Raw genomic sequence first — 15,111 nt, forward strand, 5'->3', positions numbered from 1 at the left:
ACAAAGTCCAAAAGTTATTAAAGACAAAAAAGTCAGAAAGTAAAATATTTTTCTACTTTCTGACCTTATTATATAAAAACCAACTGTGTTGGTTAGTTTCCTTTTTGGTAATCTGCTAAAAACTGAGCCAAACCACTATCTGTTAAAGGATGTTTTAACAAACCTTCAATAGCACTTAAAGGCCCTGTCATAACATCAGATCCTAATTTTGCACAATTAACAATATGCATTGTATTTCTTACAGAAGCTGCTAAAATTTGAGTTTCAAATTTATAGTTATCAAAAACAAGTCTCATTTCAGAAATTAAGTTCATTCCGTCTGTAGAAATATCGTCTAAACGACCTAAAAATGGCGAAACATACGTTGCTCCTGCTTTAGCAGCCAATAAAGCCTGACCAACAGAAAACACCAATGTTACGTTTGTTTTAATTCCTTTAGAAGAAAAATATTTACACGCTTTTACACCGTCTTTTATCATTGGTAATTTTACCACAATTTGAGGGTTTAAAGCAGCCAAAGCCTCACCTTCTTTTACCATTCCGTCAAAATCTGTAGCAATTACTTCTGCAGAAACATCACCATCTACCAACTCACAAATTGCTTTATAATGGTTAATAATGTTTACTTCTCCTGTAATACCTTCTTTAGCCATTAATGATGGGTTTGTAGTAACTCCGTCTAAAATACCTAAAGCTTGCGCTTCTTTAATTTGCTCTAAATTTGCAGTGTCAATAAAAAATTTCATTTGTATATATTTAGTATATTAATAATTAATATCTCGAGTGCAGTCGAAAGGTTTGGGCGTTCCCTAAAAAGGTCGGGCTTTACACTATATCTTTTTTATAAAAATAAAAAAGGATGCCGTTTTAATCCCTAACGCAAAGATAGTTAGTTCATAACAATTCATAGAAGTTAAATAAAGATATTTTCAGACCTCACAGGTTTAAAAAACCTGTGAGGTCTTGATCAAAAACTACAATTTATAATGGTTCATCAAAATTTTCTCATACATTCTATCTGGTAAAATACGTTTTAAAACAATTGAGAATTTCTCCATAAACCCACCTACTTTATAGTGAATTCTCGGATTTTCTGTCTCTATAATCTTATGTACAGCCTTTGCCATTTCTATTGGATCCATACCACCACTTACGTGTGCATCCATCAAATTTAAATTCATCTGATAATTCTCTTTATAAGCAGAATTATCAAAAACTGGGGTATGATATCTTCCTGCAGCAATATTGGTTGCAAAATCTCCAGGTGCAACACACGTTACTTTAATTCCGAAGGGTTTTACTTCCATACTTGTTGCTTCCGTTATGGTTTCTAAAGCTCCTTTTGTAGCAGAATACAAACCTCTAAAAGGCAATCCCATATAACCAGCAATAGAAGTTACATTAATAATAGTACCTAACTTTTGCTTGCGCATTTGCGGTAAAACAGCCTTCATTACATCTACCGCACCAAATAAGTTCGTGTTAAAAACAGCACGCATTTCATCTGTTGGCGTATCTTCTATTGGACCCGTAATTCCCATTCCTGCATTGTTTATCAAAACATCTAACCGGCCTTCTTTTTTAATAATAAAGTCGATTGCAGTAGTAATGGTATCCACCTTTAAAACATCCAAAGCAATTAATTCAAAAGAAAAATCGGCAATATTTTTAGGGTTTCTACTTGTTCCATATACTTTATATCCTTTTTCTGATAAAAAAATAGCAATAGACTTTCCTATTCCAGAAGAAGCTCCGGTAATTAATACAACTTTAGACATTGGTTTTTAAATAATTGAAAGGTTAAAAAAATTGAAACAAGTTATTTTTAAATATCTTACATATTTCAATCTATAAATATGTATTTGGCAAATATCATAAAACTAAATGAAGGAAACTAAAAAGGAAAAATTAATAACGTCTATAAAAAAGAAAAATTCTGAAAAAATTCAGAATTAAATAGAGATAAAAAAAATGGCAAGCTACCTACATCACACCGCTACAACCTAATACCTTTGCTGCGTTCCCGCCCTGGAGGATTCAAAGGGAGCTAGTTGTGTAGGACTTGCCGAGGCAAATTTACAATCTATTTTTATATTGACAAGAAAAAAAGTGTAAATTTTATGTAACATTTTCAACAGTCTGAATACTAATGTATTGTTGTGATAGTAAACAAACTTTTATAAATAATTAAAAACTATCAACAATGAAAACAATATATTTGTATAACTAACTAAATTAAAAAAATGGAAGAACAAGCAAACAGTAAAAGTCTTATTATAAATTATGGTGTTATTTTAGCAGTCGCTGGTATATTACTAAGTGTTATTACCTATGTAATGGGTGCACACCTAAAACCTCATTGGTCTGTTTCTGTTATATCTATAGCATTAACTATTGCTTTTGTAGTATTTGGAATAAAAAAATACAAAGAAATTAATAATGGTTTTATCTCTTGGGGACAAGGTGTTAAAATTGGTGTTGGTATCTGTATTCTTTCTGCATTAATAACTGCAATTTATCAATATATTTTTATGACTGTTATAGAGCCAGACTTTATGCTGCAAGCTATGGAAATTCAAAATCAAGCATATTTAGATGCTGGTATGACAGAAGAACAAATTGAAGGAGCTAATGAAATAGCTCAGAAATTTCAATCTCCTGGTATTATTGCTGCTGTTTCAATTATTGGTGCTGCAATTTTAGGTTTTATTATTTCTGCAATAGCTTCTGCTGTTATGAAAAAAACTGAAGAAGAAACATACTAAATTTTAATATTAAAGGTTTAATATCAATTAAACTTTGAATGATACATATTGAATAGAACAAACATGGATATTTCGGTAGTAATACCACTTCTTAACGAAGATGAATCTTTACAAGAATTATACGATTGGATTGCAAAAGTGATGCAATCCAATCGTTATTTTTATGAAGTTATTTTTATAGATGATGGTAGTACAGACAATTCTTGGAATGTAATTGAAAAACTATCCGCTGCACATACCGAGGTAAAAGGAATACAATTCCAAAAAAATTATGGAAAATCTCAAGCATTAGATGCTGGTTTTGAAATGGCAAAAGGTGACGTGGTTATTACCATGGACGCTGATTTACAAGACAACCCAGATGAAATTCCTGAATTGTATAATTTAATTATTAGGGAAGATTTCGACCTAATTTCTGGTTGGAAAAAGAAACGTTATGACAATGTTATCACCAAAAACATCCCTTCCAAATTATTTAACGCTGCTGCCAGAAAAACATCTGGTTTAAAATTAAACGACTTTAACTGCGGATTAAAAGCCTACAAAAACGAGGTGATAAAAGCTGTAAAAGTAAGTGGCGAAATGCACAGATACATTCCCGTTTTAGCTAAAAACGAAGGATATACCAAAATAGGAGAAAAAGTAGTACAACACCAAGCAAGAAAATACGGAGAAACTAAATTTGGAATGGACCGTTTTGTAAATGGTTTTTTAGATTTAATTACCATTTCTTTTTTATCAAAATTCGGTAAAAGACCTATGCACATTTTTGGTCTTTGGGGTACTTTAATGTTCTTATTTGGAACAACATCTGCTTTTTACATTGGTGCTTATAAACTTTACAACGTTTTTAACGGCATTAAAACAATTTTAATTACAAATAATCCTTGGTTTTATATAGCCCTAACCTCTATGGTATTAGGAACACTATTATTTTTAGCAGGATTTATTGGAGAACTCATTATAAAAACAAAAAGTAACGAAAAACACTATACAATTAAAGAAAAACTCAATTTCTAAATAGTATATTTGTTTTCAACTAAGTAATACAAACTATAAACGATGAATAATATTTTAGACAAAGCAAAGCAATGGTTAACAGCTACTTTTGATGCTGAAACTCAAACTGAAATTCAAGAATTAATTACCAATAACCCGGATGCTTTAGCAGACAGATTCTATAAAGATATGGAGTTTGGTACTGGTGGAATGCGTGGTGTTATGGGAGCTGGAACTAACAGAATTAATAAATATACGTTAGGTAGAGCAACACAAGGTTTGTCTAATTACTTAATAGAAAACGTAAAAAAAGAACAATTAAGCGTAGTAATAGCGTATGATTGTAGACATAACAGTAAAAAGTTTGCTAAAATAGTAGCAGATGTTTTATCTGCAAATAATATAAAAGTATTTCTTTTTGAAGATTTACGTGCAACTCCAGAATTGTCTTTTGCAGTGCGTCATTTAGGTTGCGATGCTGGTATTGTTTTAACTGCTTCTCACAACCCACCAGAATACAACGGTTACAAGGTATATTGGGCAGATGGCGGACAAATTGTTCCTCCGCATGATGGTGGAATTATTGGTAATGTAAATGCCTTAGATTTTTCTGAAATTAAATTTGATGCAAACGAAAGTTTAATTGAAGTAATTGGTAAAGAAGTAGATGCTGCTTTTATTGATGCTTCTGTAAAAAACGGAACTTTATCTGATAAAATTGATCGTAAAAATTTAAAAATTGTTTTTACTTCTTTACACGGAACTTCTATTGTTTCTGTACCAGATGCATTAGCAAAAGCAGGCTACACAGATGTTCACATTGTTGAAGAACAAAGAGAACCAGATGGAGATTTCCCAACTGTAAAATCTCCAAATCCAGAAGAGCCAGAAGCTTTAAAAATGGCTACTGATTTAGCAAACAAAGTTGGTGCTGATATTGTAATTGGTACAGACCCAGATTGCGATAGATTAGGTGTAGCTATTAGAGATCTAGACGGAAACATGAAATTAATGAATGGGAACCAAACCATGGTTGTTATGACTGAATTCTTGTTAAAGAAGTGGAAAGAAGAAGGAAAAATAAACGGAAAACAATTTGTTGGTTCTACGATTGTTTCTACCGAATTAGTAAATGATGTTGCTGCTAGTTATGGTGTAGAAACCAAAGTTGGTTTAACTGGTTTTAAATGGATAGCCAAAATGGTTAGAGATTTCCCAGAATTAGATTTTATTGGTGGTGGTGAAGAAAGTTTTGGTTATATGGTTGGTGGTTTTGTAAGAGATAAAGATGCGGTTACTGCAACACTATTAGCTTGTGAAGTTGCTGCATACGCAAAACAAAACGGAAGTTCTTTTTATGAAGAATTATTAGCAATCTATGTTAAAAACAACTTTTATAAAGAACATTTAATTTCTATTACTAAAAAAGGAATGGATGGTGCTGCCGAAATTCAGCAAATGTTGAGTGACATGCGTAACAACCCTATTACAGAAATTGACGGAGAGCAAATAGAATCTCTTTGTGATTACGACGCATCAACAAAAAAGAACTTAATTACTGGTGAAGTAACAAATATAGACTTACCAAAATCTAATGTTTTAATTTATCAAACAGAATCTGGTACAAGAATTGCTGCAAGACCAAGTGGTACAGAACCAAAGATTAAGTTTTACTTTAGTGTAAATACATCTATAGATACTAAAGAAAACGCTACTTCTGTAGAAGATGCTTTAGATGCAAAAATTCAAAGAATTATTAAAGAAATGAAATTAAATTAATGGGCTATTTTAAGGACATTTTAAAATATGAGAAAAAGTATCGAAAATTTACTATTCTAAATATTCTATTCAATATACTTTACGCAATTTTTAATGTGCTTTCTGTATTGGCGTTTATTCCTGTTCTAAAAATTTTATTTGGAGAAGAAAGAGTAGCCGTCTCAAAGCCAATTTATAGTGGTATCGGAAATATTGGTAGTTATTTAGAAAATGAATTTAACTACTTTATTTCTCAAAAAATTATTAATGACGGCGAAATAAATGTGCTTTTATTTATTTGTTTATTATCACTGTCGTTATTCTTTTTTAAAAATCTATTTAGATATTTAGCTTCTTATGCAATCGCTTTTTTAAGAACAGGAATTGTAAAAGATTTAAGAGATAATTTATACAATAAAATTGTAGAACTCCCTATTGCCTATTTTTCAGAAAAAAGAAAAGGAGACATTATAGCTCGTATGACGGGAGATGTACAAGAAGTAGAGAACTCAATAATAAGCTCTGTACAAACCATTGTTAGAGAACCGTTAACAGTTGTTATTTCTATAACAATTATGCTGTACATGAGTTTAAAACTAACATTGTTTGTTTTTGTATTATTACCTGTTTCTGGTTTTATAATATCTTCTATTAGTAAAAAATTAAAATCGAAATCGGCAAAAGCACAAAAGGAAACAGGTAACTTTCTATCTTTTATTGAAGAAACATTAACTGGATTAAAAATTATTAAAGGCTTTAATGCAGAACATGTAATCGCAAAAAAATTCAATAACTCAACACTTAATTTTAAGCAATTAATGACGAGTGTTTATCATAGGCAAACATTAGCTTCACCTATGAGTGAGTTTTTAGGATCGGCAACAATTATTGCGATTCTTTGGTACGGTGGTACAGAAGTTTTGTCTAATACCGGTAATTTAAAAGCGAGTCAGTTTTTGGGGTACATTGTACTGTTTTATACTGTTTTAAACCCTATAAAATTAATTACCACTACCTTTTATAACATTCAAAAAGGAGAGGCTTCTGCAGAAAGAATTATGACTGTTCTTAATACAGAAAACACCATTAAAGACAGACCGAACGCAATTATAAAACAAGACTTTACAAGTAAAATAGAATTTAAAAACATCTCTTTTAAGTATAAAGATGAATATGTTTTAAAAGACTTTTCTTTAACGATTAATAAAGGAGAAACCGTCGCTTTGGTTGGTCAATCTGGTAGTGGTAAATCTACTTTAGCTAATTTAATTACTCGTTTTTATGATGTTAATAAGGGAGATGTAATTATTGATGACAACAATATTAAAGACATTACCAAAAAGTCTTTAAGAGATTTAATGGGTATTGTTTCTCAAGACTCAATACTATTTAATGATACCATTGCAAATAACATTAAATTAGGAACACAACAGGCAACGGATGATGCAATTTTAGAAGCGGCAAAAATTGCGAATGCAGATGAGTTTATTCAGAATTTACCAGAAAAATACGATACAAATATTGGAGATAGTGGTAATACACTCTCTGGCGGACAAAAACAACGTTTATCTATTGCAAGAGCTGTTTTAAAGAACCCACCAATAATGGTTTTAGATGAAGCTACTTCTGCCTTAGACACAGAATCGGAACAACTGGTACAACTTGCTTTAGAAAAAATGATGCAAAACAGAACTTCTTTAGTAATTGCACACAGATTATCTACCATTCAAAAAGCAGATAAAATTGTAGTACTTAAAAAAGGGAAAATTGTAGAGCAAGGTAAACATGAAGAATTACTCGCTAAAAAAGGTGAGTATTTTAAATTGGTTACTATGCAATCTTTAAGTTAAGAATAACTCTAATACATCATAAAAAAGACCATTACTAAGTTCGTAATGGTCTTTTTTATGATGTATTTTATGTAAAAATATAACTCTAAATTTGCGTCAACCCTAGTTGTAACCCTTTTTCAATCATAAAATCATAAGAAGCCTGCTTTTCATTTGGTATTTCTCCTTCTAAAATAGCTTCTTTTATAGCTTCTTTAATTTGACCTATTTCTCTACAAGGTTTTAAGTTAAAAGCTTCCATAATCTCTTCTCCAGTAACGGGAGGTTGAAAATTACGTACTTGATCTCTTTCTTCTACTTCTTTTATTTTGATTCTTACCAACTCAAAATTCTGATGGTAACGTTTAAATTTCTTTGGATTTTTAGTAGTAATATCTGCCTCACATAACGTCATTAAAGAATTGATATCATCGCCAGCATCAAAAACCAAACGCCTTACGGCAGAATCTGTAACTTCAGTAGCCAAAACAATAGGTCTAGAACTTAGCATAACCATTTTCTGAACAAATTTCATTTTGTTATTCATAGGCATTTTTAAGCGCTTGAATAACTTATACACCATTTTAGAACCTACAAATTCGTGTGCATGAAAAGTCCAACCTACTTTTTTACTAAATTTTTTAGTTGGTGCTTTTCCAATGTCGTGTAATAAAGCAGCCCACCTTAACCAAACATCTTCTGTATTTTCAGAAATATTATCTACCACCTCTAAGGTATGATAAAAATTATCTTTATGTTTCTGTCCTTCTACTTCCTCTACTCCTTTTAGTGCTAGTAATTCTGGCAAAATTTGCTTTAACAAATCTGTTTTTTCCAACAATAAAAAACCAATAGAAGGTATTGGCGATGATAAAATTTTATTTAGTTCATCAACAATTCTTTCTCTAGTAATAATTTTTAATCGATATGCATTTCTAGAAATTGCCTCTAAAGATTCAGTATCAATATTAAAATTTAACTGCGTAGTAAAACGTATGGCACGCATCATCCTTAAAGGATCATCCGAATAGGTAATATCAGGGTTTAAAGGTGTTTTAATTACCTTATTTTTCAAGTCCTCTATTCCATTGAAAGGGTCTAATAAAGCACCAAAATCATCTTCATTTAAACTTAAAGCCAAGGCATTAATCGTTAAATCTCTTCTATTTTGATCGTCTTGTAAACTACCTTCTGTAACATCTGGGTTTCTACTATCTTCAGAATAAGATTCTTTTCTAGCACCCACAAACTCTATTTCTATATCGTTATAACGTAACATTGCTGTTCCGTAGGTTTTAAAAACCTGTACTTTAGGTTTATTCGGTAATAGTTTAGAAACTTTTTGAGCCAACTCAATTCCACTACCAACTGCTACTACATCAATATCTTTAGAGTTTCCTCTTTTTAAGAAAAAATCACGTACATAGCCGCCAATTACATAACTTTCTATTTGTAACTCTTTGGATGCTTTAGATATAACATTAAATATTTCTGAGGAAATTGCTTCTTTGAAGAATTGCTTTTGCATTAATTTACGCTCTTAAAGTTCGAATATAAGCCACCAATCTTTAAGTGATTGGTCATTTTACATTCTTGTTAATTTAAGGCAAATTTACTATATAAAACATGCTATGCAAAAAAATGAATTACTTTTTCTTAAAATGATTTTTAAAGTAATTATTACAGATACAATAACCAAAACAACAAACCAGCCGTTAAAAAATTCTTATCAAAAAGTATCTGACAGAAAAATGCTACTACAACTTTGTTAAATCATAGTCTTAAACCTATAGTTATAAAATGATAAGAGGATTCTAGATTTCTTTAAATATTGAAATGAAGTTTATAACTGTGTATTCGAAAAATAGTATCTTTGTAGTTCTATATAATACCTATGTTTCAAAAAATTCCGAGTTATATAAAATACATTTTCACAAATGTATTTTTTCTATTTATTTTCGCACTACTTTTTAGAGGAATCTTCTACCTTCTTTTTATACAATTAGAAGATCTTGATCCATTAAAATTGCAAAAAGCTATTTCCTTAGGCATACGTTTTGATATAAAACTTGCCGTTATTGCATTTTTTCCACTAGCAATATTAGTTCTAATTACTAATTTTCGTTTTTTTAAAAACAAAATTTATAAAAAGATAGCGTCCATATATATCGTTTTAATTTACTTGACTTTAACGTTATTTTACCTGTTCGACCTTGGGTATTATGAGTATTTAGCAATAAGACTAGATGCTTCTTCTCTTCGATTTTTAGGTAACTTAAAAATATCTACTCAAGTTTTAGTAGAAAGTTACCCTATTTACAAAGGACTTATAGGGTTGTTAATTCTATGTTTTATCATCTATAAATATGCGGGGTTTATATATAATGTATTTACAAAAACGCATCAAGAAATTACTAAAAAAGTAAAAGCAGTAATTGTTATCCTAACCGTACTCGTTTTATCTTTTGGTATCTATAACAGTATTACCCATTATCCTTTGCGCTGGAGTGAGGCTTTTTTCTCTAAAAACACCACTATAAATCAATTTGCTTTAAACCCTGTTTTATATTTCTTTGATAGTTTTTCATTTAGAAGTGAAGGTGCTAATATTGAAAAATTTAAAACCTATTATCCCGTAATCGCAAAACACTTAAACTTACCAAAAGACACTATAAATTTTGCAAAGAAAGTAACCTTTAAAGAACCTTATAGTAAGAAACCAAATGTAATTTATGTAATGCTAGAGTCTACCGGAACTGCAACATTAAGTTTATACGGAAATCCATTAAACTGTAGCCCTAAAATAGATTCTATTATAAAAGAAAGTTTAAGTTTCTCTAAATTCTACGTTCATAAACCAGGAACTGCAGCAAGCGTTTTTGCAAGTGTTACTGGCTTACCAGATATAGAAGATGTAAAAACAGCTTCTAGAAACCCTATGATTATAGATCAACGTATTATTTTTGATCAATATAAAGGATATGAAAAGCAATATTTTATAGGTGGATCTGCAAATTGGGCTAATATAAGAGGCGTATTTCAATCTAATGTAAAAGATTTACAAATCTTTGAAGAAGGTAGTTTTGATGAAGAAAACAGAGCCGATGTTTGGGGTATTGATGATTACGACTTATTTAAGGAGGCTGATAAAGAATTTAAAAAATTACATGATAGCTGTAAACCTTTTGTTGCTTACATTCAAACTGCAACAAACCACATGCCTTTTACTGTACCAGACCAAAAAGAAAGTTTTAAACCAATATTAGAAGATGAAATAGACGAAGAAACTTTGTTAAAAGGAGGTTTTAGGTCTTTAGGTCAATTAAATGGAATTAGATATTTAGATTTTAACGTTGCACGTTTTTTAGAAAGAGCGAAAGAAGCAGGTTATTATGATAATACTATTTTTGCCTTTTTTGGTGATCATAGAGGTGGTATGAAAAAACTAAATTTCTTAAAAAATAATCAAGACGATTTAGGAATACAAGTACACAATGTGCCCTTTTTTATTCATGCTCCAAAGTATATAAAACCTCAAGTAGTTGATAAATATGCTAAATTAATAGACGTATTTCCTACAGCAACAAGTTTAGCAAAAGTAGACTATACCAATTATACACTAGGACGAGATCTATTAGACAGCACAAGTATAAATACTGCTGCCTTTGTGTATCTACAAAGCAAAGGAGAAAAAGGAGTTGGTGTATTAAAAGATAATTTTTATTACGAAAAAACAAACATCTCTAAAAAAACTGGGTTGTACAGTTTAGAAGCAAATACCGTAAAAGATATTCAGTTAGAGAATCCTAAAGTTGCAAAACAAATGGATAGCCTTTTATCTGCTTACTATTACACAACTAAGTATTTATACTTTAATAACAAGAAACTACCTAAACCTACAACTGTAGACTAAATAGTTAAAATTATAATTTGGTTTCAAAATAATTACTCGTATTTATTTTGAAGCCATTTTTTTATATAAATTAGTTTTTCTTCAGGACATTGATCTAAGCTCTGCATACATAGAAATAGTTTATTTTGATCTTTCTCAGCTCTTTTAAGTTTATTCTTTATCCACCAAAAAGGTTTCTTGTAGTTTTGAAAATAAACTAATTGATAATCATTTTTTAAAACAAAAGTATTATTCTTTATTTCTAAATGATTTGCTAAAGAATGCATTACAAATTGATTAGGACTCCTAAAACGATGTTTAATATTTGAATTTAATAACGTTTTATTTTTACTGAAAAAAGAATCTAATGTAGATTTCCTAATTGATGTAGGAGTATGTTCTGTAAAAAAATAGTTGTCGAAATTTAAAAACTCCGCAGATTTTTGTAATCCTTTTCTATGTTTATAAGCTGTATTTTGTTTTTTATTGATAATTTTTAGAAATATTTTCTTTAATTTCTTATGCCAAATATTATCATAAAAAGGACTCCAATGCCCCCTTATTATAGGTTTTCCTTCAATAAAAAAATCTGTTATTTTTGTGTGTTTTTTTAAAAAAAAATCATCGTTAAAATAAATAAAATGCTCTGCTAAAGACGGGATTTTAAATAAAAGTGTTTCAATAGATATGGAATTAAATACAGGTAAACATTCCTCATTTCCTTCAAAAATAACTTTATGATCTACAATAATAACATTCGGGAATTCTTTTGAAGATTTTTCTTTGTCTTTTAAAAAACCTGGTGTTTGGTTATCTGTAACAATATAGATGTTCCTTACAAATTTAGCATATTTTAAAATTGATTTTACAGCAAACTCAATTTCATTAACTTGGTCTAATTTTGTTCTAATATCTTTTGAATTAGATAATTCTTTAGATATAAATTTTCTTACTTTTTTCTTATGGTCAGAATCGTTCCCATCAACCCAAGTAATTACTGCATCAATTAACATCTATTATATATATTCAAATTCCTAATACGAAAATAAGATTTAAATTTTATATTTGCTTGATTACAACAATTTATTTAGCTTAGATGATTTCACACAAAGTATACTACATAAATTTAGATAAAAGTACAGATCGTAAAAATTTTATGGAAAATCAATTTAAAGAATTGAATATTCCTATTACAAGAATATCTGCTGTTCATGGTAAGGAATTAGCCCCTAATCTTCTTAAAAAAGAAAAAAGTAAACACAATATTTTAGCACATTACCCTTTTCCTAATGATGGTGAAATTGGAATTTGTTTAACGCATTTTAAACTTTGGGACTTTCTTTCTAAACAACCAGAAGATTTTTCAATTGTTTTAGAAGATGATGCTCAAATTAATAATGATTTCTTTAAGGATTTAGAACTATTATTAGAAAAAATAACTACAGATGATTTCATAGATATCTCAGGAAAAAAAGGGTTCTATTCATTAGAAAAAAATGATTTACTTAATACCTTTTTAATGCCTCCTGTTCTAATGATTGGACAAATTATAGGTAAAAATGCTGCTAAAAAATTATCTGATAATTTAAGTGGTTACTATGCTCCCATCGATGTAATGAAACAAGATGTTTACAAACATAAAGTGAAGTTATATTCTACAAATAAACAATATGTATTTAGTATTGATAAAAAAATCGGCGGTAGTACGATTCAGCAAAACAACATGATTATTTGGAAAAAAGCGATCAGAGAGATAATTCGCCCTTTTTGGCAAGTTCTAACCTTGTTCACCTACAAGCTAAATAGATGTATTAGAAATTATATTTTCTACAAAAAAAATTAGCCCTCTTTTAATCCTTTATTTAACAACCAAAGTTTAATATACCTTGTTAAAACAGCATACCCTTGAGTTACAGAAAGTATCAATCCTGGATAACCATCTAAAAAACCTTTTCTCAAAATAAAATGACTAAAAACCCTAAAAGGTGGTTTTACAAGAATGTGATATGCATTTACAGTTTTACCGTTAGCATGTAATTCTTGTGCCTTTAATTCTCCATATTGATGAATTTTAGATATAAAATGGTTATAATTTTTATATCCATAGTGATCTATTTTATTTTTTAAAAAACCTAATTCTCCTTTTGTAGAAATAGTTTCATGGACAACTCCAGAATATTTACAATGTTCCTTTAAAAACAAACGAACAACCTTATCTCTTTGCCAACCACAATAATTTATCTTCTGTTGAGCAAAATAAAAAGCTCTTTTCACATAGAAACCCACAAAATCATTCGGTTTTTTAACTGCCTCTAAAATTTCTTTTTCTACTTCTGGAGTTACCCTTTCATCTGCATCTAAAATATAAATCCAGCTATGTGTTGCTTGGTCAATTGCAAAGTTCTTTTGAGAAGAAAAATCATCAAACTTTCGCTTGATGATTTTTACATGTAACTTTTCAGCTATTTCAATTGTTTTATCTGTACTATAAGAATCTATAATAATAATTTCATCTGCAAAACTTACTGATTTAATAGCATCGGCAATATGAAATTCTTCATTTAAAGTAGGAATAATTGCTGTAATTTTTGTCATAGTAACCTAATTTCTTAAACTGCTACATCATATTCACGTAACGCATCGTTTAAAGAAGTCTTTTTATTTGTACTTTCTTTTCTTTTTCCAATAATTAATGCACAAGGTACATTGAACTCTCCTGCAGGAAATTTCTTAGTATAACTCCCTGGAATCACTACAGAACGTGCAGGCACTACTCCTTTAGTTTCAACAGGTACATCACCAGTAACATCAATAATTTTAGTACTCATTGTTAATACAACATTTGCACCTAAAACCGCTTCTTTTTCTACTCTTACACCTTCTACAACAATACATCTAGAACCAATAAAAACGCCGTCTTCTATAATTACAGGTGCTGCTTGTAATGGTTCTAAAACACCACCAATACCTACTCCACCAGAAAGGTGAACATTTTTACCAATTTGTGCACAAGAACCAACTGTAGCCCAAGTATCTACCATAGTACCTTCATCTACATACGCACCAATATTAACATAACTTGGCATTAAAATAGTACCTGGTGAAAGGTAAGATCCTTTACGAGCAGATGCTCCAGGAACCACACGAACTCCTTGTGCTGCATAATCTGTTTTTAAAGGCATTTTATCGTGGTATTCGAAAATACCTGCTTCTAAAGTTTCCATTTTCTGAATAGGGAAATATAAAACTACTGCTTTTTTTACCCACTCATTTACTTGCCATCCACCATCAACAGGCTCTGCAACTCTTAATTCTCCTTTATCTAATAAATCAACAACTTTTCTAATTGTGTTAATTGTATTTTCTTCTTTTAACAACTCGCGGTTATCCCAAGCTGACTCTATGATTTTTCTAATTTCTTTCATCGTAATATGTATATTTGCGCAAATATAAATCTATCCACAAAAACGTGGACGAATATACGTTTTTTAAACAGATTATTACATCTTGTTTAAAATACAATTCTCATTTATCATCAATAAAAGCTCTAAGACCGCTTTCTTTTTAGAATTAAGAACTAAGACGTTATTACAACTAACTGAAAAACAAATGTGAGTGATAACAAATGATTTTTAAAATGAAAAGAAGTAGATTTAAATTATACCCTTTTAATTTTATAAAGTCGTAAAACAATTAAAACTCAAAAATGTCTTCCAGAACTTGTCGAAGAATATTCAATTGATAAAAAAAAGTGTTAGAAAAAGCTTGTACTTTGCAATGTTTAAATACTCAAACTGACAAAATTGTTAGTTTATTACGGATTAGTTAGAAACTAAAACACCAACTATTATTACGACTTTAACTGATA

At 29.8% G+C, this 15,111-nt stretch carries 12 protein-coding genes and 1 other RNA gene; 6 read left to right on the forward strand and 7 right to left on the reverse strand.

The features are described 5' to 3' along the window. Window positions 1-92: 92 nt before the first annotated feature. The 3 genes from fsa to ffs all read right to left on the reverse strand — a co-directional run bounded on the left by fsa (window position 93) and on the right by ffs (window position 2,068). Window positions 93-746, reverse strand: a complete 654-nt coding sequence (fsa, locus tag KV700_RS05470; protein WP_166381792.1) for a fructose-6-phosphate aldolase — start codon at window positions 744-746, stop codon at window positions 93-95. 228 nt (window positions 747-974) lie between these two features. After that, window positions 975-1,778 carry an SDR family oxidoreductase gene (locus KV700_RS05475; protein WP_218599444.1) on the reverse strand — a complete coding sequence of 268 codons (804 nt, stop codon included), beginning with the start codon at window positions 1,776-1,778 and terminating at the stop codon, window positions 975-977. A 191-nt stretch (window positions 1,779-1,969) separates the two neighbouring features. Further along, window positions 1,970-2,068: signal recognition particle sRNA small type (ffs, locus tag KV700_RS05480), an RNA gene on the reverse strand. Window positions 2,069-2,243: 175 nt separating this feature from the next. Here ffs and KV700_RS05485 point away from each other — a divergent pair. The 4 genes from KV700_RS05485 to KV700_RS05500 all read left to right on the forward strand — a co-directional run bounded on the left by KV700_RS05485 (window position 2,244) and on the right by KV700_RS05500 (window position 7,372). Next, window positions 2,244-2,765, forward strand: a complete 522-nt coding sequence (locus KV700_RS05485; protein WP_166381788.1) for a DUF4199 domain-containing protein — start codon at window positions 2,244-2,246, stop codon at window positions 2,763-2,765. A 63-nt stretch (window positions 2,766-2,828) separates the two neighbouring features. Next, window positions 2,829-3,785 carry a glycosyltransferase family 2 protein gene (locus tag KV700_RS05490; protein WP_218599445.1) on the forward strand — a complete coding sequence of 319 codons (957 nt, stop codon included), beginning with the start codon at window positions 2,829-2,831 and terminating at the stop codon, window positions 3,783-3,785. A gap of 42 nt (window positions 3,786-3,827) precedes the next feature. Next, window positions 3,828-5,543: a phospho-sugar mutase gene (locus KV700_RS05495; RefSeq protein ID WP_218599446.1), complete on the forward strand. Its 1,716-nt coding sequence runs from the start codon at window positions 3,828-3,830 to the stop codon at window positions 5,541-5,543. Further along, window positions 5,543-7,372, forward strand: coding sequence for an ABC transporter ATP-binding protein (locus tag KV700_RS05500; protein WP_218599447.1), 1,830 nt, complete (start codon window positions 5,543-5,545; stop codon window positions 7,370-7,372). The genes KV700_RS05495 and KV700_RS05500 overlap by 1 nt, the downstream gene beginning before the upstream one ends. Window positions 7,373-7,457: 85 nt before the next feature. Here the strand turns inward: KV700_RS05500 and KV700_RS05505 are convergent, their stop codons facing one another. Continuing rightward, the gene (locus KV700_RS05505; RefSeq protein WP_218599448.1) at window positions 7,458-8,879 is read right to left on the reverse strand and encodes a CCA tRNA nucleotidyltransferase; all 1,422 of its coding nucleotides are present in this window, start codon (window positions 8,877-8,879) and stop codon (window positions 7,458-7,460) included. A 654-nt stretch (window positions 8,880-9,533) separates the two neighbouring features. On the opposite strand from KV700_RS05505, the gene KV700_RS05510 reads away from it, so the two are divergent. Beyond that, window positions 9,534-11,264, forward strand: a complete 1,731-nt coding sequence (locus KV700_RS05510) for an LTA synthase family protein (protein ID WP_254712978.1) — start codon at window positions 9,534-9,536, stop codon at window positions 11,262-11,264. Window positions 11,265-11,296: 32 nt separating this feature from the next. On the opposite strand, the gene KV700_RS05515 is transcribed toward KV700_RS05510, so the two are convergent. Beyond that, on the reverse strand, window positions 11,297-12,256 hold the full coding sequence (locus KV700_RS05515) for a Stealth CR1 domain-containing protein (protein ID WP_218599450.1): 960 nt from the start codon (window positions 12,254-12,256) through the stop codon (window positions 11,297-11,299). Window positions 12,257-12,339: 83 nt separating this feature from the next. On the opposite strand from KV700_RS05515, the gene KV700_RS05520 reads away from it, so the two are divergent. Further along, window positions 12,340-13,086 carry a glycosyltransferase family 25 protein gene (locus KV700_RS05520; protein ID WP_218599451.1) on the forward strand — a complete coding sequence of 249 codons (747 nt, stop codon included), beginning with the start codon at window positions 12,340-12,342 and terminating at the stop codon, window positions 13,084-13,086. Here KV700_RS05520 and KV700_RS05525 read toward each other — a convergent pair. Further along, window positions 13,083-13,838 carry a glycosyltransferase family 2 protein gene (locus tag KV700_RS05525; protein ID WP_218599452.1) on the reverse strand — a complete coding sequence of 252 codons (756 nt, stop codon included), beginning with the start codon at window positions 13,836-13,838 and terminating at the stop codon, window positions 13,083-13,085. The genes KV700_RS05520 and KV700_RS05525 overlap by 4 nt on opposite strands. 14 nt (window positions 13,839-13,852) lie before the next feature. After that, complete coding sequence (locus tag KV700_RS05530) at window positions 13,853-14,668, reverse strand: 2,3,4,5-tetrahydropyridine-2,6-dicarboxylate N-succinyltransferase (protein WP_166381770.1); 816 nt, start codon at window positions 14,666-14,668, stop codon at window positions 13,853-13,855. Between the last annotated feature and the right edge of the window lie 443 nt (window positions 14,669-15,111).

It is taken from the genome of Polaribacter sp. NJDZ03 (genome assembly GCF_019263805.1).
Classification (GTDB): Bacteria; Bacteroidota; Bacteroidia; order Flavobacteriales; family Flavobacteriaceae; genus Polaribacter.

Coding starts and splice junctions, on each gene's coding strand:
- fsa (WP_166381792.1), bottom strand. CDS start 746: ATGAAATTTTTTATTGACACTGCAAATTTAGAGCAAATTAAAGAAGCG.
- KV700_RS05515 (WP_218599450.1), bottom strand. CDS start 12,256: ATGTTAATTGATGCAGTAATTACTTGGGTTGATGGGAACGATTCTGAC.
- KV700_RS05520 (WP_218599451.1), top strand. CDS start 12,340: ATGATTTCACACAAAGTATACTACATAAATTTAGATAAAAGTACAGAT.
- KV700_RS05505 (WP_218599448.1), bottom strand. CDS start 8,879: ATGCAAAAGCAATTCTTCAAAGAAGCAATTTCCTCAGAAATATTTAAT.
- KV700_RS05525 (WP_218599452.1), bottom strand. CDS start 13,838: ATGACAAAAATTACAGCAATTATTCCTACTTTAAATGAAGAATTTCAT.
- KV700_RS05485 (WP_166381788.1), top strand. CDS start 2,244: ATGGAAGAACAAGCAAACAGTAAAAGTCTTATTATAAATTATGGTGTT.
- KV700_RS05490 (WP_218599445.1), top strand. CDS start 2,829: ATGGATATTTCGGTAGTAATACCACTTCTTAACGAAGATGAATCTTTA.
- KV700_RS05495 (WP_218599446.1), top strand. CDS start 3,828: ATGAATAATATTTTAGACAAAGCAAAGCAATGGTTAACAGCTACTTTT.
- KV700_RS05500 (WP_218599447.1), top strand. CDS start 5,543: ATGGGCTATTTTAAGGACATTTTAAAATATGAGAAAAAGTATCGAAAA.
- KV700_RS05475 (WP_218599444.1), bottom strand. CDS start 1,778: ATGTCTAAAGTTGTATTAATTACCGGAGCTTCTTCTGGAATAGGAAAG.
- KV700_RS05530 (WP_166381770.1), bottom strand. CDS start 14,668: ATGAAAGAAATTAGAAAAATCATAGAGTCAGCTTGGGATAACCGCGAG.